Below are 16,861 nucleotides of genomic sequence, written 5' to 3' on the forward strand. Positions count from 1 at the left end.
TGAAGCAGGCAGGTACTTATGGAACTGACAGACACAACCCCCGCGATGGCGACCATCCGCAGGGCCCTCGCGGACGGCGTCGAACGCTGGAAACCCCGGGTCCATGCCCTGGCGCGGGAAATCCACGCCCACAAGGAGGTCTCCTTCGAGGAGGTCCGCTCGGCCGAGGCCGTAGCGGCGCTGCTGGCCAGCGGCGGCTTCGAGGTGGAGCGCGGCACGAGCGGACTGCCCACCGCCTTCACCGCGAGCGCCGGCAGCGGCGAGCTGACCGTGGCCTTGTGCGTGGAATACGACGCGCTGCCGGACATCGGGCACGCGTGCGGGCACAACCTGATCGCAGGGGCATCTGTCGCCGCCGCCCTTGCCCTCGCGCCGTACGTCGACGAGCTGGGCATCACGCTGAAGGCCATCGGAACGCCCGCGGAGGAGCATGGCGGCGGCAAGGTGCTCATGCTGGAACAGGGGGCGTTCGACGGCGTCGGGCTGGCTTTGATGGTCCATCCCGTCCAGGACGGCCTGACTTATAACCCCGCGGGCACCAGTGCCCAGGCCGTGGGCCGGTACAAGGCGACCTTCACCGGAAAGGCCGCGCACGCGGCGGCGGCCCCGCACCAGGCCGTCAATGCCGCCGATGCAGCCGTGCTGAGCCAGGTGGCCATCGGCTTGCTGCGCCAGCAGATCCCGGCGGACCACCGCATCGCCTGCTTCGTCGCCGAAGCCGGGCACGTCACCAACATCATTCCGGACCGGGCGGTAGTCCAGTTTGAGTGCCGGGCCTTCACCCTGCCGGAGTATGAAGCGCTGCTGGAGCGCGTCCGCCGCTGTTTCGAAGGGGCCGCGCTGGCCACCGGAACCACGCTGGAAATCGAGGCGACGGAACCGCTCTATGAGCCGCTGCTGCAGGACAACGAACTCGCTGCGCACTGGACCGCGGCGATGGATGCGTTCGGCAAGGACACGTCGCGCTCGTCCGGACTCACCGGCGGGTCGACGGACATGGGCAACGTCTCCCAGGTCATCCCGTCCCTGCACCCCTGGCTCAGCATCCCCGGGGCCAACGTACCCATCCACTCGCACGCGTTCGCCGCGCTGGCCGACACCCCGGCGGCCTACAGCGTGATGTTCGAGGCAGCCACCGCGCTGGCCTGGACCGTCGCCGCTGCGGCCACAACCCCCACCGAACGGGAACGCTTCACCCAAGCGGCATACCGACGTCGTACTTTCACCCAGGAAGGCACATCATGAGTACCAGCACCACAACTCCGCGGATAGACAAAGCTGGTGCCCGGCTGACGCTTCCGGTCGCCGCGCTGGCGTTTGTCATTGCGCTGGCCGTGCAGTTCATCGGCCAGGCCAAGATTGACGTCGGAATCGGCGCAATTGTCATCTTCCCCATGGTCTGGGGCCTCATCCTGGGCCTTTTGGTCTCCATCCAGAAGTTCAAGCCCCTGGGACTGGACCTGCAGCGGATCGCGGCGGCCCTAGTGGGCGTGGCCGTGCTACTGCTGGTGGCCAGGCTGGCGTTCAACATCGGCCCCAGCCTCCCCAGCCTGATCAAGGCCGGTCCTGCCCTGCTGCTGCAGGAAGTGGGCCACTTGCTGGGGACCATCATGCTGGCTCTCCCCCTGGCCGTCCTGCTCCGAATGGGCAAGGCAACGGTGGGTGCCACGTTCTCCCTTGACCGCGAGCCGTCGTTCGCCATGGTCTCGGAAAAATACGGACCGGATTCGGACCAGTACCGCGGCGTGCTGGCCATGTACGTGTTCGGAACGCTGTTCGGCGCCGTGTTCATCACCCTCCTCACGTCCCTTGTGGCCAACTGGAAGATCTTCGATCCCCTGGCACTGGCCATGGGCGCCGGCGTGGGTTCCGGCTCCATGATGGCGGCCTCCGCGGCCAGCATCATTGCCGCCTACCCCGCGGACCAGGAAGCCATCCTGGGCATGGCGGCCGTATCCAACCTGATCACCACTATCCTGGGCGTCTACGTTGGCATCTACATTGCGCTGCCGCTGGCCGACCGGTTCTACAAGGCGCTCACCCGCAAGCAGACCACCCGCGAAGCCGCAGCCGTGACCGCAGGCGCGCCCGCCGAGCGCAGCGCCGCCGACATCGAGCGGGAAGAGGCCCAGGCCGAGGAAAACCGGCGGTTCCGCGAGAAGGTGGCCGAATCCTCGGCCGCCATCAGGCTCCCGCTGTGGCTGTCGCTGTCGGTCCTGACGGTCCTGGGCATCGGCACCGCCTCGGTGGCGGCCAAGGGGTTCAGCCTGTCCATCGTTGCCGGGTACGGAATCATGCTCGCCTTGGTGCTGGTGAGCATTGCGCTGGCGAAGCTCACGAAGAAGATTTCGGCCATTGTCTACATCACCACCATCGGCGCGTACATCTCCAGCCCGTGGTTCTTCGGGGCGGAAGCACTCACGGGAATCATCAAGACCGTCGACTTCCTGTCCATCGCCACGGTCATGCTGACACTCGCGGGCCTGTCTTTGGGCAAGGACATCCCGTTGCTGAAGAACATCGGCTGGAAGATCATCCCCGTGGGCCTGGTGGCCATCACCGCGTCCTTCCTGCTCTCCACCGTGATCGCGCAGTTCGCGTTGGGGCTCGGCAGCTGAGCAAGCAACGCGGGGTCACTTTTCGCCCAATGATGCGCACTTTATGGGCATCAAGTGACCCCGCGTTGGGCCACCCCTCCGCGCTGCTGCGGCCGGGAAGGTGAGCGGACGACGGCGGGACCGCCCGCCGTCGGCCGCTTGCGGCAGCGATTTGCCCCCAGCCCCAGCCGAAAGGAATGAACCATGCTCATCACGAACGTACGCCCCTGGGGCGGGGACGCCGTAGACCTTGAGGTCCGAGAGGGACGGATTGCGGCCATTCACCCCGCGGGGACCTCCGCCGCAGTGGCAGACGCAGTCGCAGACGCCGGCGTCGGGGAAGTCGACGGACGCGGCCGGATCGCCCTGCCTGCGTTCACTGACGTGCACGTCCACCTCGACTCGACCCGGATCGGGCTGCCGTTCCGGGAGCACACAGCCTCGCCCGGTGTGTGGAACATGATGTGCAACGACAGGGAAAACTGGCGCGACACCCCCATCCCCTATAGGGAGGTGGTGGCCGGAACGCTGGAACGGATGATTGCGCGGGGCACCACCCGCGTTCGTTCCTACGCCCAGATCGACGTGGACTGCAAGCTTGAGCGCTTCGAGGCAGTCATGGCCGCCAAGGAACGCTTCGCCCACGCCGCCACGGTAGAAGTCATGGCTTTCCCCCAGGCGGGCCTCCTGCTCGAGGAGGGCACTGTCCCACTCCTCGAGGAGGCCCTTCGCACGGGTGCGACGACCATCGGCGGCATTGATCCCTGCCAGCTGGACCGGGACCCGGTCCGCCATCTGGACATCGTCTTCGGTCTGGCTGAGAAGTACGGGGTCGACGTCGATATTCACCTGCACGAGCCCGGCCACATGGGGGTCTTCAGCGCGGAACTGGTCTTCGAACGAACCCGCGCGCTGGGCATGCAGGGACGCGTCTCGCTGTCCCATGCTTACGATCTAGCCAACGTCCACCCCGACGTGACCGCTCGGCTCGTGGAGCAGATGGCGGAGCTTGACGTTGCCTGGGCGACGGTCGCCCCGGCAAGCGGCGGCACGCAATTCGACTTGGCCCGGATGACCGAGGCGGGGATCCGTGTCGGTTTGGGCGAGGATGGGCAGCGGGACTATTGGAGCCCATACGGCAATTGCGACATGCTCGACCGCACGTGGCAGTTGGCGTTCACACACCGGCTGCGGAAGGACCGGCTGATCGAGCACTGTGCGGCGATCGCCACCATCGGAGGCGCGTCCATCATGGACCGTACCGTCCAGCGCCTCACGAGTCCCGACGACCGGCCGGGCCTGGCTCCCGGAGATCGGGCCGACATCGTCCTGGTTGACGGCGAGACCATCACGAGCACCGTCATGGACCGAGGCACCGACCGCACCGTCATCCACGAGGGCAGGCTCGTCGCCGACAAACTGGTCGTTCTGCCGAACCCAGCTACTTGTCGACCAGCGTGATGTCGAATGAGTACAGGTCCGGGCGGTAGGAATGGCGGCCGATGTCGACAGCCTTCCCGAGGCTGTCATAGACCCGGCGGTTGACGGTAAGCACGGGAGCTCCGGGAGGCATTTCGAGGAGCCGCTCCTCGTCTGGCTCGGCTGTGCGGGCGCCGATGTTCTGCTTGGCCACCCGCATGGTTGCGCCGCGGGCTCGCATCAGCCGGTAGAGGCTGCCTTGCTCCAACTGTCCGCGCGTCAAGGCGGCGAACCTGTCCGGCAGGTAGTTCTCGAGTATGGCGAACGGAACGCCGTCTGCGAGACGTATTCTGCGCAGGTGCAACACCTTGGCGCCAGGTCCCGTGCCGAGGGCTTCGGCAACGTGCGGAGGGGCGGTTACGAGCTCGTGCGTCAGGACGCTTGAACTCGGGCGCTTGCCAATCCTGGACAGGTCTTCAAAGAGGCTGGACAGTGCCACGTCCCGGGTGAGCTGGCCGTGGACAACCTGGGTGCCGATGCCACGGTTTTTCACCAGGAGTCCCTTGTCGACGAGTTCCTGGATCGCGTGGCGGATGGTTGGCCTTGATAGGCCAAGCCGTCGCCCCAGAACCATCTCGTTCTCCAGGCGTCCACCGGCGGGCAGGTGGCCGGTGAGAATTGCCTGCTCAATGCAGGACGAGACCTGGAAGTAGAGGGGAACGGGACCTGCGCGGTCGACATCCACGAAAAGGTCCTCGGGCAAGACAATGTGATCCTGCAACATTATGGACCTCCAGAATGACGTTGCGAACGGGTCGGGGCAGGAAGCCGGCCGACGTCCGTTGAGCAGGAGAAACCGTGACGTCTGCTCGGCTCGACGGCCCTGCCGCCCCATGGACAGGGCCGTCGACGAGCAACCTCTTCCGAGGCGGGAGCCGGATCTCGTGATCACCGGCTTGTCGGGTCAGGCCGCGGTGGCGTTCTCACGGTATCGGCGGATGCCGAGTTCACCTTCGACGACGGCGGCAGTCAGTTCTTCGACGCTCGTGTCTTGGCGGCGAACGTCGAGGATCTTGCGCCCGTGGTTCATGACGATGTGCCGATCGCAAACCTCGAAGGCGTGGTGGAGGTTGTGGGTGACCAGCACGGAGCTGATTCCGTCGACCTTCAGTGCCCGCAGGTAGTCCAGCAGTGCTTCCGTGGCACGCACCGCGAGCGCGGACGTCGGCTCGTCAAGGATCAGCAGGCTGCGCTTGAAGTGGACAGCCCGGGCAATGGCCACCGCTTGCGCCTGACCTCCGGACAGCGACGAGACAAGCTGCTTGGAGCTCTTGATGCCTTCAATGGTCACCACGGAGTCCAGGATTTCCGAGGTGATGGCATCCATCTCCTTGATCTTCATCAGACCGAGGCGGTTCGTGATCTCACGGCCCATAAAGATGTTGCGGCTAATGGACATCTGCGGGACCAGTGCCGAGTCCTGGAAGATTGTTTCGATGCCCAGGCTCTCGGTCAGGGCCCTGTTCACGTGCGGGTGCTTGGTGCCGTCCCAGGAGAAGTCGCCTGCGGTGGCCGCGACCACGCCTGACATGATCTTGACCAGGGTCGACTTGCCGGCACCGTTGTCGCCAAGGAGGCCCACAACCTCGCCTTTTCCGATGTCGAAGGACACGTCGTCCAGGACGGTGTTGACGCCGTACTTCTTGGTGATGCCCTCAATCCGGAGCAGGTAGTCCTCGTTGATGGTCATGATGCTTTGCCTTCCATGAGCTTGTTGAAGATGGCGGCGACCACGATGATCAGGCCGACGAAGAGCTGGATGTAGAAGCCGGGCGCCTTGCCGAGGATCAGGCCGTTTTCGATGATGCGGATCAGGGCTGCGCCGACGACCATGCCGATGATGGTGCCCCGTCCTCCGAGGAGAGAGGTTCCGCCCACCACGGCAGCGGCTATCGCCATCAGGGTGTAGTCCTCCGTGGAACCGGGCTGCATGGAGGAGGTCCGGACCGAGATCAGGATGCTGGCCAGGCCCACCATCGCCCCGAACAGGGCGTAGGAGAGGAGCTTGACCTTCAGCGGGTTGATGGAGATCGCCCTGGCGGCCGACGCGTTACCGCCGACGGCGAAGATGTGGTTGCCGAGCTTGTGGCGGTGCAGGAAGAACCACGCCACGACTCCCACCACGATCATCCAGACCAGCTGCGAGCGGAAGAAACCGAAATCGCCGGCGAAGAGGGTGACGAGTGCTTCGTCTTTGCCCTTGCGCAGCAGCGCCGGTGCCGTGCCGTTGATGAAGATGCTGGCGCCGGTCCAGAAGAACGCCATGCCAAGAGTGGCGATGAAGGATGGGATGCCTGTGATTACCACGATCAGTCCGTTGATCAGGGCAATACCGGTGGCCGCGGCAATTGCGGCCAGGACCCCCCAGCCCCAGCCGAACGAGTTGGAGACGTGAATGAACGTGATGGAAGAGAACCCGATGCTCGCGCCCAGGGAGAGGTCGAATTCGCCGGCGATCATCAGGATCCCGACTCCGATGGCAAGGATGGCCAATACCGGAATGCTCTGGGAGATAACGCCCGAGAGGTTGTTGGCCGAAAGGAATGGGAAGGCGGGGCTGGCAATGCTGGCGATGACGAAGCCGATGATGACGACCGCCAGGATCGCGCCGATTTCGAGGGCTCCGCGGCCACGGGTGTAGCGGATGTAGTCCTTGAATTTCTCGGCTGTTGTGACGGGTTGGTTATCGGCAAGACGGCGGACTTTGGTGATGGCCCCTGTTTCCAACGGCGCCGTGAGGACGTGTTGGTCGGTGCCTGTGTCTTGTGGTGACATGACCTGATCTTTCGATGGCAGCGGCGTCGATGCCGCGGAATGGGAGAGGTGGGCGCTGGGGCCCGGAAGGGGATGGGGCGGAGGCATGGCCGCCGCTCCATCCCCCTATGACGCAGTTACCAGCGGACGCCCTGGAGGTCCGGCGCTTCGAGGTTTTCCACGTTGGTCTTGTCGATGAGGGAGACGCCGCCGGAGTTGATGTTTGCCGGTGCCAGGCCGAAGTCGATGGCAAGGGCGCTCTGCATCAGCGACTGGAATCCCTGGACGAAGCCCTGCTGGTCAGCCGTGGCGATGATGTCCCCGGCCTTGATGCCGTCGATGACCTGCGGGGAGGTGTCAAAGCCGACGATAGGAACCTTCACGCCGGCCGCCTCCATGGCAGCCAGGATGTTGCGGTGCGGGGTGCCTCCCAGAGGCGCCACTGCCTTGACGTCCTTGTTGGCGATGAGCCACGAGGTGAGGGAGTTTAGAGCTTCCTCATCGGAAGCGGAGGTCCGGAGGTACTCGCCCTTCGCACCCACCTTGTCGAGCGCTTTCTGCACGCCGCCGCCCCGCTGGATGGCGTAGTTCTGCTCGGGCTCTTCCGCTGGGAAAAGGACCTTGTCGCCGGCGCCCAGCTTGGCCTCCGCAGCGAGACGCTCGCCAACGAGCGTGCCGACCTCGAAGAAGTCCTGGCCGACGAAACCGCTGACGCAGTCGGCGGCACTCTCGGGTGCCGGCACGTTGTAGGCAACAACCTTGATGCCTGCCTTGGAGGCGTCACACGCCACCTTGACCCACTTCTCGCCTTCGTTGAACGGCATCACGATGACGGCGGGCTTGGACGCGGTGGCTGTTGCCACGAGGTCCACCATCTTGTCCGGATCGGCGTCGGCGGTCTGATGCGTCAGCTGCAGGCCGCCGAGAGTGGAGGCGTCTTCCGCTCCCTTGAGGATCTGGGCCCAGAAGGCGTCGCCGGCAGGGTTGTAGTAGGTCAGGAAGTACACACTGCGGTTTTCGGCGCGGCTGCCGAACTTGTCGGCCAGGCCGGTGGTTGATGATGCATTGGACGTTGCGGTGCAGCCTGCCAGCGCCAGCGTTGCCACGCCCGCCATGGCAATTACGCCGAGTCCTCGCTTAAACGTAGAAATAGGTTTCACTTCGTCGTGTCCCTCTCATAGGTGCCGAAGCCTGCCTCCATCCAGAACTGATGCTCGTGGGGAGTGCCGATCTTCGACTTATTGTCAGGACATTCTTACGCCCAATAACTGGCACGTGCAAGACTTTTTCCATTAAATCTGTCTCGTGCCAGTTTTGTGACGCAGGGCACATGGTATGGATTTGCGGCTGCGGGCATACACCTCCCGCGAAAGACACTGCGCCGGGACGTCGACGTCAGCACCGGCTCACCTGGGGTGCAGCTGCGCCTCTGACCGGGGCTGGCCCGTACTTCCCCTGATGACCAGCGTGGGAACGATCATGCGTTCCTGGGGCGCCGACTCCTGGTCTGACATCATCTGAACGGCGGCCTCGACGGCCGCCGTGCTCATTTCCGCGGGATCCTGGCGGACGCTCGTCAGGTCAACAAACGACAGCCTGGCGATGCGGCTGTCATCGTAGCCCGTGACCGAAACATCCTCGGGCACCCGCAAGCCGGCACGCAGAAGCCTATTGATGAGGCCCATGGCAGCATGGTCATTGGAGCAGACCACCGCGGTGGGCATGACTGGCTCGGCGAGAAGCGACTCGGCGGCACTGGCGCCGGATTCCTCGGTGAAGTCCCCGTCAATCTCCCGGACCCGCGAGGGCAGTCCATGCCTGTCCATGGCTGTCACGTATCCCTGGTGGCGGGCAGCGAATTCAGGAAGTGACCGCGTCAGGACGTAGGCAATATCCCGGTGCCCGAGTTCCACCAAATGGTCCACGGCCGCCGCGATCCCCCGCTGCCCGTCTGACCGGACAGCACTGCAGACACCCTGCGGCAGAGGTCTGCCGATGCTGATCACGGGCAGCCTCTTTGCCAGTTTCCGCAGCTCGTTTACAGGCGTTTCCGGCGAAATCAGGATGACGGACTCAGTGCGGAACCCGAGCAGTTCCGTGATGGCATCCCGCTCGTCCCGCGTCGCCGTCAAGGCACCGAGAATCAGGTTGTAGCCACGCTCGTGGGCCGCCGCATAGAGGGCTTCCACAATGTCGTCGGCGGATGAGTGGGCGGGATTGAAGAGCACTCCGATGTAGTTGCTGCTCCGCCGGCGAAGTGACCGTGCTGCTATGTCCGGGCTGTATCCGAGCTCGGAAGCCGCCTCAAAGATGCGTTCCCGCGTCGAGGAACTGACGCCCGCTTCATTGCGGAAGGCGAGCCCCACAAGCTGCCGTGAAACGCCGACGCGAGTGGCGACGTCCATCATGGTCGGCCGTTTAGAGATCACTTGGACATCCTATACGCGGAGGGTTGATGGCTCTCCGCCGGGTTTGTCAGGACATACCTTGACGAAAAACTAGCACGTGCTAGTCTTTAGGAAAATCCCGCTCAGATCCCCCTTCCTCACATGGCTGAGGCCTCGTTCCCTCATCCACGCAAACCCACGAAAGCAGGGCCTACCAATGTCGCTAGCCACTGATCCGAACACCACCGACGTCCAGCAATGCCCTTTCAGCGGCGCCGCACTCGCCGGCGAACAAGCACGCATGCCGGACCCTGTCGCGGCGCCAAGGTTTGGCCCGAATCCCGGGCTGGAGACAGATCCCGGCGTCTTCTACGATCCGCTCTCCTACGCCGCGTACGACCATCCCTACGAGCTGTACAGAATCCTGCGGGACAAGGCGCCGGTCTACTACAACGAGCGCCGAGACCTCTACGTCGTCTCGCGTTACACCGATGTCCAGGCAGGCCTGCGAAACCACGGGCAGCTCTCCAGCGCCCTGGGCAATGACATGGACGGTACCCATGCGTCCTACGGGGCAGGCAACCTGATCATGGTCGACGCTCCCCGGCACACCTCTCTGCGATCGGCCGTCCGTCGCGTCTTTGTCGGACGCGAGATACTGTCCAAGGAAGACGGCATCAGGGAACTGGCCCGCCACCTGATCACGGAGCTCCGCGCGAACGGCGGCGGTGACTTTGCCACTGAGGTGGCGCTTCCGTTGGCTATCGGTGCGGCCACGAAAATGATCGGCATGGCCGTCGAGGACAGCGGAATGCTGCAGGAACATCTCCTGCGCTCCATGGTGCGGACGGTGGGCGAGTTCGGCGTGCCGGACGACGCCGCCGTCTCAAATCAGGAAGCCGAAGAGCACCTCGCGGACATGTTTGGGAAGCGGAGCGAAAAGGTCAAAGCCGGCGGCACCGCCACAGGGTCGGATGCCATCACCCAGATCATCCTTGGCATGCACGCCGGCAAGGTGGAGCCGGATGAACAGGTGGGCCTGGCCCATCTGATTCTGTCGGCAGCCATCGACGCCCCCGCCGCCCTCCTCACCAACCTCGTGGCAACCCTCGACAAGTTCCCGGCCTTCCAGCGCTGCCTTGCGGAGGACCCGGCCGCAATTCCCGCCTTCGTGGAGGAGACACTCCGCTTTGACACCCCCGGCCAGAACCTCTGCCGGCAGACCACCGCCGAGATCACCATCGCCGGTGTGACCATACCGGCGGACTCCCGGGTGATGTTCCTGCTGGGCTCCGCCAACCGGGACGAAAGGGTCTTCCAGAACCCGGACTTTTTTGATATCGGCCGCGAGTTGACGCCGGAGAACCGCATCATGACCTTCGGCGACGGTATCCACGCTTGCCTGGGCGCACCCCTGGCCAGGCTTGCCGGACGCGTCCTCGTGGAGACTCTCCTCGAGGGCCCTGAGATCCGCGTCGTCGGGTTGCCCGAGCGCTGGGCAAAGCAAATGGTCCGCGGATTCGCAACGCTTCCGGTGAAGTTCGTTGACTGAGGTCAAAGGCTGGGAGGACCTCTCCGGCCTCCTGCCACAGTCACGCGGCTGGATGCACTCCGGTGTCGCAGTCCTCAGCGACGGCAGAGTCCTCTGCGCCCACCCGGAGGGCCGCGACCTGTTGGTTCTCGACCCTTCAGGTGGCGCCGAAACCATACCAACGTCCCTGACCGAAATGCACAGCATTGTCACCTGCGAACGCGACGGCGAGGAAGTCATCGCCGTGGCCGACCCCGGGCACCGCTTCGTCGAGGATCCCGCCAATGCGTCGGCCTACGCCGATCAATTCTCGCCCGGGCGTGCAGTCATCCTGAACAGGGACGGAAGCGTCCACCTCGAACTGGAATGCCCTCCACTGCTGGACTATGCACTCGAGTTGTGGCGCCCGACGTCGATCGCCGTCGACGACTCCCGATACACCGGCAGCGGTGACATCTGGGTAGCCGACGGGTACGGCGCCAGCCTGGTGCACCATTTCGCCGCCTCGGGCCACTACCTCGGAACGCGGGACGGGGCAGAAACGGGCACCGCCTTCGCCTGCCCGCACGGGATAATGCTGCGAACCCACCACGGGCGCCTCGAAATCTACGTGGCGGACCGCACCAACCGCAGAATCGTAGTCATGGAGCGGAACGGAATGCAGTCGCGGATCCTGGGCGAAGGAGTCCTGGACAGCCCGTCCTCGCTCGTTCTCGTCGGAGACCGGATCTACGTCACCGAGCTCTTCGGCGGAGTCGCGAGGTTCGACGGCGATGCGTTCATCCGCGTCCTGGAACAGACACGGCCCCGGTCGAACGAGGACGATGCCTGGCCCAACCGCCGCACTCCCGAGGGCCTGGACGGACCGGTTGTGGACCCGGGGTTCTTCAACAGCCCCCACGGAATCGCTGCTGACGGTCACTGGCTCTACGTCACCGAGTGGATCATCGGCGGGCGGCTCAGCCGCCTGGCGCTCACGCAGTACTAGAACACACTTCCCCTCACCGCATCCCACGCGACGACTTTCAGATTGAGAGCAGGACCATGAGCACAACAGAGACCATCTCCGGGCCGATTTCGGACCTCACCCTCGAAGAGGCCCATTTCTTTGCCCGCGTCGCGGCGAAGACATACGCCGCCGACGACGTCGTACTCCTCACGCTCCAGCACCAGGACGGCGAAGACCTTCCGCCGTGGCGACCCGGCGCCCATATCGACCTGGTTCTTTCCAACGGCCTGACGCGGCAGTACTCCCTCTGCGGCGATCCCGCAGATCGGAGCAGCTACGTTGTTGGTGTCCTCGATGCGCCCAACAGCCGCGGCGGCTCGCGGTTCGTTCACGAGTCGCTGGCTGCCGGCGATTCGGTGACCGTCCGCGGTCCGCGGAACCACTTCCGGCTGGTCGATTCCGCCAGCTACCTTTTCGTCGCCGGTGGTATCGGGATCACTCCCATTGCCGCGATGATCCGTGAGGTACAGGAGCAGGGTAAGCCCTGGACCCTCGTCTACGGAGGCCGGACACTTTCCTCCATGGCCTTCAGGGATGAGCTGACCGCCCACGGCACCCGAACCACGCTGTGGCCCCAGGACCAGAAGGGGATCATCGATCTGCCCACTGTCCTGGGCTCCCCCGACCCCCACACAGCCGTCTACACGTGCGGTCCGGAACCGCTCCTGGCCGCCGTCGAGGCAATCTGTGCCGAGAAATGGCCCTCCGGGTCCCTGCACCTGGAACGGTTCACGGCACAGAAGGTGGACACCACACACGATGTGGCGTTCGAAATCGAATTGGCAACGAGCGGCGTGCGCCTGACCGTCCCGGCGGATAAATCCGTCCTGCATGTTCTCGAAGAAGCCGGTGCACGCATCCTTTCCTCCTGCGGCGAAGGGACCTGCGGCACGTGCGAAACCACGGTCGTCGAGGGAACCATCGACCACCGCGACTCCGTCCTCACCCACGAAGAAAAGGCCGAGAACAGCTGCATGATGGTCTGCGTCTCCCGCGCCACATGCCCCGTCCTGGTCCTGGACCTCTAGCCTTCGTGCCACCCAGTTAAGCGGACGACGGCGGGACCTCCCGCCGTCGTCCACTGCGTTGGGTGCCCAAACCAGGCAGCTGTAGTCGCCACATCCGGTCCGGTCCGGTAACGCCACGGCTCCGAATCCTTAGTAGAGATCAACAACGGTAGAGATCCCAGCGGAAGGCGGGCATGAGCGTTCGGCAGGAATCCGCGACGCGGGAGACCACGCTGCGGCGTCACATCATTCCAACCGGGCTGGGCCCGTGCACGGTGCGTGTCCAACCGGCCTCCGGTGGCGGGTCGCCGGCGTCCGGCATACCGGAGGTGTATCTTCACGGCGCCGCGGGCTCCTGGACCACATTCCGGCCGCTGCTGTCCGAAGCATCGCCCCACGATCGTGTCCTGATTGATCTGCCGGGGTGGGGCGAATCCACCAAGGACGCCAGGCTGGAACTCTTCGGCATCGAGGCCATGGCATGCGCCGTCACCGAGGTGCTGAACTCGCTCAGCTACCCACGATGGAACCTCGTGGGCCACTCCATGGGAGGCTTCCTGGCGTTGCATATTGCGGCGGCGTGGCCGGAGCGGACCGCGAGCGTTGCCGCCATTTCGGCCACCACATTCGGCGTGTCTGAGGCCGCCCGCGAGCCACTGCGCAGCCTGTCTAGGTTCCCGGCGTTTGTCGGCATGAGGCTGCTCATGCGCTCACTGGCGTCCCTAGGTCCAGCAGGGCCGGCCCTGGTCCGTGCAGTCGGCGCCACCCCTGTGATGGGACCGTTGACGTCACCGCTGTTCGCCGATCCCGCAGGCATGTCCGCAGGGCTCAGCCATGACGCCCGTCCGGCCAGCTTCTCCGCGGCTGCCCGGGCAGTGGCGCCCTACGACTTTGACCAGTGGCGCGGCATCCGCTGCCCCGTGCTGGCGAGGCGTGGGGACACCGATGTGTTCACTTCCCGTTCCGACCTGGACCGGCTGGCCGCCACAGTTCCGAACGCCCGGACTGTTACCATCCCGCGGTGCGGCCACTTCGCCAATGTCGAGCAGCCGGAAGTGGTGCGACGACTTCTCGAGGACCTCTGGTCACTGTGAAGTGGTCGAATCACAAATTTGCGGCTTCTTGCTGTGCCAGTCTGATCATCCGAAGTTCGTCCTCCACCGCGCGGGACGGCCAGTAGTCCTTGGACAGCTCCGTTGCCCGGGTTAGGTCTGCTGCGGGGAAGAGCTTGCCGAGCAGCCCGGCTGCCTGAAGCAGGGCGATCAGCACTATGGTCCTGGCATCGGATGCCTTGGAATCGGGCTTGGGATCAGGCGCTGCAGCCTTCGTGGTCTCGGACGCCACGGCATCAGCCGTCTCCGCATCAGCGGTCCCCGAATCGGTCGTCCCGGCATCGGCCCCAGTGGTATCAGGCGCCTCAAGTTCGGACGGTGCACCGCTGAGTGCGGCCTGGATCTTTTCCAGGAGTGCCGCCTCCGGAGCATGGTCCTTCTCCGGGTACCGCACGGCCCGGAACCGCCCCAGGTGCTTTTCGCCGACGTGTTCCACGATGCCCCGTGACGCCATCGCCTCGTAGACACGCTGCACTTCGGCGCGGCCTTCCAGCATGCCCACCCACCGCTTGGGAGTGTGGGGCCGGGATTTGCCACGGATGAGTTCCAGCTCGCGCTGGAAATCCGTTGTCGGGGCGTCGCCGGTGGTCCTGACGCGCTTGCCCTGCAGCTCGATTGCACCGATCAGGTCCAGTTCGGCCAGTATTGCCCCTGCCACCGTGGTCCTGAGTGCGAACACCGGCACTTCAGGTTTGCCGTTCGCGTCGTTCGTTGCCAGAAGGAGGAAGGCCTGGGGGAGGTTCAGCTCCGCCGCCTTCGGTGTTTCAGCGTCCATACGAACATGGTGGCCCTGTTCGGCGCCCACCACAATGAGGATTTACGAGCGCCCGGCGTCGACGTCTATCTGCGCCGCCGCCGGAGGCCAGGATGGCGACGTTGAATCAATGAATCAGTGTGTGGCTCTTGACGATGTTGATCATCGGCGACAGCAGATCCATCAGAGCCAGTGCCTGCTGGTGCGCCACGTCGCTCTGGCCAGCGCAAGCGTCCTCGACCACCGTGACATATCGGCCTGCGTCGACGGCACCCAGGGCGGTGGAGAGGACGCAGCAGTCGGTAGCAACGCCTGCAAGGATAAGCTCTCCGCCGATTGGAACCAGGTCCGCCAACGCTTCCCCCCATTTGGAGAACGTCGGCAGGTCTATGGAGCCGCGGGCCTGGACGTGCGGAAGCTCTACCTGCCATATCGGATCGGCCGGATCCCGGCGCATGCTTTGCCAACGGTCGTAATACGAGGACCAGGAGCCCTCCTCCGTGGGATCGGGGACAAAACGTGTGATGACGGGTTCCAGACCGGCGGCCACAAGGCTCGCTATGGTTCCGGCCGCTTCGTCATACCGCGGCACGTGCCATTCCCCCACTTCGCGGAAGGCGCGTTGCATGTCAATCACCACCAGATAACGCTTTGCCCCGGGAGTTGAGGGGCTGGTCTTGCTGCCGATCACGATTTCTGGCCTTCCTCGCCTGCGTAGGGATCGGCGATGCCGATGTACTGGGTGGTGGTGTATTCGGCGATGCCCTCGGAACCGCCCTCGCGGCCCAGGCCTGACTGCTTAACGCCGCCGAAGGGTGCTGCGGCGTTGGAGATGACGCCGGCGTTGAAGCCCACCATGCCGAATTCGATCTGCTCGGCCACCCGGAACATGCGCGCGTAATCGCGGGTGTAAAGGTAGGCGGCAAGGCCGTATTCGCTGGAGTTGGCCATGGCGATGGCCTGCTCCTCGGTGCTGAATGTCGTGATCGGGGCGACCGGACCGAAGATCTCGGTGCGCAGAATCTCGGCGTCGTTTGGTACGTCCGCAAGGACTGTGGGCTGGTAGAAATAGCCGGGGCCGTCGATGGGGGCACCGCCGGCGACGGCTGTTGCGCCGCTGGCCACTGCTTCCTGGACCAGGGCGTGGACATCCTTGCGGGCGCCGCCGTCGATAAGTGGGCCCACCGTCACGCCGGCCTCGGTGCCACGGCCGGGGCGGAGCTCTTTCATCGCCCCGGCGAACCTGCGGGTGAACTCCGCCGCGACGGATTCGTGCACCAGGAACCGGTTCGCGGCCGTGCAGGCTTCGCCCATGTTCCGCATCTTGGCCAACATCGCCCCCTCCACCGCCTTGTCCAGATCAGCGTCGTCGAACACCATAAAGGGCGCATTGCCGCCGAGCTCCATCGACGTGCGCAGCACGTTTTGGGACGCCTCCGCCATCAGGAGCTTGCCAACCGGCGTGGACCCGGTGAAGGAGAGCTTCCGCAGCCGGGCGTCCTTCAGCAGGGGCCCGGAGATGGATGAAGCCGACGACGACGGGACCACGTTCAGAACCCCTGCCGGGAGGCCGGCTTCCATCATCACCTGCGCGAAAAGCTGCGATGTCAGCGGGGTGAGCTTTGCCGGCTTGAGCACCATGGTGCACCCCGCCGCCACGGCAGGCGCCACCTTGCGCGTAGCCATCGCCAGCGGGAAGTTCCACGGCGTGATCAGCAGGCACGGTCCCACCGGCTTGTGCTGGACCAGGATCTTGTTCTTTCCCTCCGGCGTGGTCAGGTATCGGCCGTAGTCGCGCACCGCTTCTTCGGAGAACCAGCGCAGAAACTCGGCCGCATAAGCCACCTCGCCCCGCGCTTCGGCCAGCGGCTTCCCCATTTCCAGGGTCATCAACAGGGCAAAATCCTCCGAACGCTTGGTCACCAGCTCGAAGGCCCGGCGCAGGATTTCTGCCCGCTCACGCGATGCGGTCCGGGCCCAGGATGCCTGGGCCCTGTCGGCCGCATCCAGTGCGGACAGAGCGTCTTCGGTGGTCGCGTCCGCCAGCGCCGCCAGCACTTTACCGGTTGCGGGGTCTTCGACGTCGAACGTGCCCCCGCCAGAGGCGTCCCGCAATTCACCGTTGATCAGCAGCCCAGCTGGCACTGACTCAAGCAGTCCGGTCTCGCGTTCAACGGTCACGGTCTTTTCTTCAGCCACATCGGGCTCCTTGCTATGCGTAGCTCATTCTT

At 64.8% G+C, this 16,861-nt stretch carries 15 protein-coding genes; 7 read left to right on the forward strand and 8 right to left on the reverse strand.

The window, feature by feature from the left end; all coding sequences use genetic code 11:
* The first annotated feature begins 18 nt into the window (after positions 1 to 18).
* The 3 genes from AC3IT0_RS19510 to AC3IT0_RS19520 all read left to right on the forward strand — a co-directional run bounded on the left by AC3IT0_RS19510 (position 19) and on the right by AC3IT0_RS19520 (position 4,058).
* Positions 19 to 1,245: an amidohydrolase gene (locus tag AC3IT0_RS19510; RefSeq protein ID WP_489321305.1), complete on the forward strand. Its 1,227-nt coding sequence runs from the start codon at positions 19 to 21 to the stop codon at positions 1,243 to 1,245.
* Entirely contained in the window at positions 1,242 to 2,618 is a 1,377-nt protein-coding gene (locus AC3IT0_RS19515) for a DUF3100 domain-containing protein (RefSeq protein ID WP_489321306.1), read from the forward strand. Before AC3IT0_RS19510 ends, AC3IT0_RS19515 begins: the two co-directional genes overlap by 4 nt.
* Before the next feature lie 183 nt (positions 2,619 to 2,801).
* Entirely contained in the window at positions 2,802 to 4,058 is a 1,257-nt protein-coding gene (locus AC3IT0_RS19520; RefSeq protein ID WP_489321307.1) for an amidohydrolase family protein, read from the forward strand.
* On the opposite strand, the gene AC3IT0_RS19525 is transcribed toward AC3IT0_RS19520, so the two are convergent.
* The 5 genes from AC3IT0_RS19525 to AC3IT0_RS19545 form a co-directional block, all read right to left on the reverse strand.
* Positions 4,039 to 4,800 (reverse strand): GntR family transcriptional regulator, encoded by a 762-nt coding sequence (locus AC3IT0_RS19525; protein WP_489321308.1) that lies wholly within the window; start codon positions 4,798 to 4,800, stop codon positions 4,039 to 4,041. The genes AC3IT0_RS19520 and AC3IT0_RS19525 overlap by 20 nt on opposite strands.
* A 180-nt stretch (positions 4,801 to 4,980) precedes the next feature.
* On the reverse strand, positions 4,981 to 5,766 hold the full coding sequence (locus tag AC3IT0_RS19530) for an ATP-binding cassette domain-containing protein (protein ID WP_489321309.1): 786 nt from the start codon (positions 5,764 to 5,766) through the stop codon (positions 4,981 to 4,983).
* Positions 5,763 to 6,851: an ABC transporter permease gene (locus tag AC3IT0_RS19535; protein WP_489321310.1), complete on the reverse strand. Its 1,089-nt coding sequence runs from the start codon at positions 6,849 to 6,851 to the stop codon at positions 5,763 to 5,765. The genes AC3IT0_RS19530 and AC3IT0_RS19535 overlap by 4 nt, the downstream gene beginning before the upstream one ends.
* Before the next feature lie 116 nt (positions 6,852 to 6,967).
* Complete coding sequence (locus AC3IT0_RS19540) at positions 6,968 to 7,990, reverse strand: substrate-binding domain-containing protein (protein WP_157768982.1); 1,023 nt, start codon at positions 7,988 to 7,990, stop codon at positions 6,968 to 6,970.
* Between the two features lie 246 nt (positions 7,991 to 8,236).
* Positions 8,237 to 9,259, reverse strand: a complete 1,023-nt coding sequence (locus AC3IT0_RS19545) for a LacI family DNA-binding transcriptional regulator (RefSeq protein ID WP_489321311.1) — start codon at positions 9,257 to 9,259, stop codon at positions 8,237 to 8,239.
* Positions 9,260 to 9,434: 175 nt separating this feature from the next.
* Between AC3IT0_RS19545 and AC3IT0_RS19550 the strand changes: the two genes are divergently transcribed.
* The 4 genes from AC3IT0_RS19550 to AC3IT0_RS19565 all read left to right on the forward strand — a co-directional run bounded on the left by AC3IT0_RS19550 (position 9,435) and on the right by AC3IT0_RS19565 (position 13,858).
* Complete coding sequence (locus tag AC3IT0_RS19550) at positions 9,435 to 10,769, forward strand: cytochrome P450 (protein ID WP_489321312.1); 1,335 nt, start codon at positions 9,435 to 9,437, stop codon at positions 10,767 to 10,769.
* Positions 10,762 to 11,736 (forward strand): NHL repeat-containing protein, encoded by a 975-nt coding sequence (locus AC3IT0_RS19555; protein WP_489321313.1) that lies wholly within the window; start codon positions 10,762 to 10,764, stop codon positions 11,734 to 11,736. The genes AC3IT0_RS19550 and AC3IT0_RS19555 overlap by 8 nt, the downstream gene beginning before the upstream one ends.
* Before the next feature lie 56 nt (positions 11,737 to 11,792).
* Entirely contained in the window at positions 11,793 to 12,785 is a 993-nt protein-coding gene (locus AC3IT0_RS19560) for a PDR/VanB family oxidoreductase (protein WP_489321314.1), read from the forward strand.
* Positions 12,786 to 12,958: 173 nt separating this feature from the next.
* Entirely contained in the window at positions 12,959 to 13,858 is a 900-nt protein-coding gene (locus AC3IT0_RS19565) for an alpha/beta fold hydrolase (RefSeq protein ID WP_489321315.1), read from the forward strand.
* A 10-nt stretch (positions 13,859 to 13,868) separates the two neighbouring features.
* Here AC3IT0_RS19565 and AC3IT0_RS19570 read toward each other — a convergent pair whose 3' ends face one another.
* The 3 genes from AC3IT0_RS19570 to AC3IT0_RS19580 form a co-directional block, all read right to left on the reverse strand.
* Entirely contained in the window at positions 13,869 to 14,651 is a 783-nt protein-coding gene (locus AC3IT0_RS19570; RefSeq protein WP_489321316.1) for a GOLPH3/VPS74 family protein, read from the reverse strand.
* A gap of 106 nt (positions 14,652 to 14,757) precedes the next feature.
* Positions 14,758 to 15,321 carry a cysteine hydrolase family protein gene (locus AC3IT0_RS19575; RefSeq protein WP_489321317.1) on the reverse strand — a complete coding sequence of 188 codons (564 nt, stop codon included), beginning with the start codon at positions 15,319 to 15,321 and terminating at the stop codon, positions 14,758 to 14,760.
* Positions 15,318 to 16,829: an NAD-dependent succinate-semialdehyde dehydrogenase gene (locus AC3IT0_RS19580; RefSeq protein WP_489321318.1), complete on the reverse strand. Its 1,512-nt coding sequence runs from the start codon at positions 16,827 to 16,829 to the stop codon at positions 15,318 to 15,320. Before AC3IT0_RS19580 ends, AC3IT0_RS19575 begins: the two co-directional genes overlap by 4 nt.
* Positions 16,830 to 16,861 lie beyond the last annotated feature (32 nt).

Source organism: Pseudarthrobacter sp. KH_020_B (assembly GCF_057840185.1).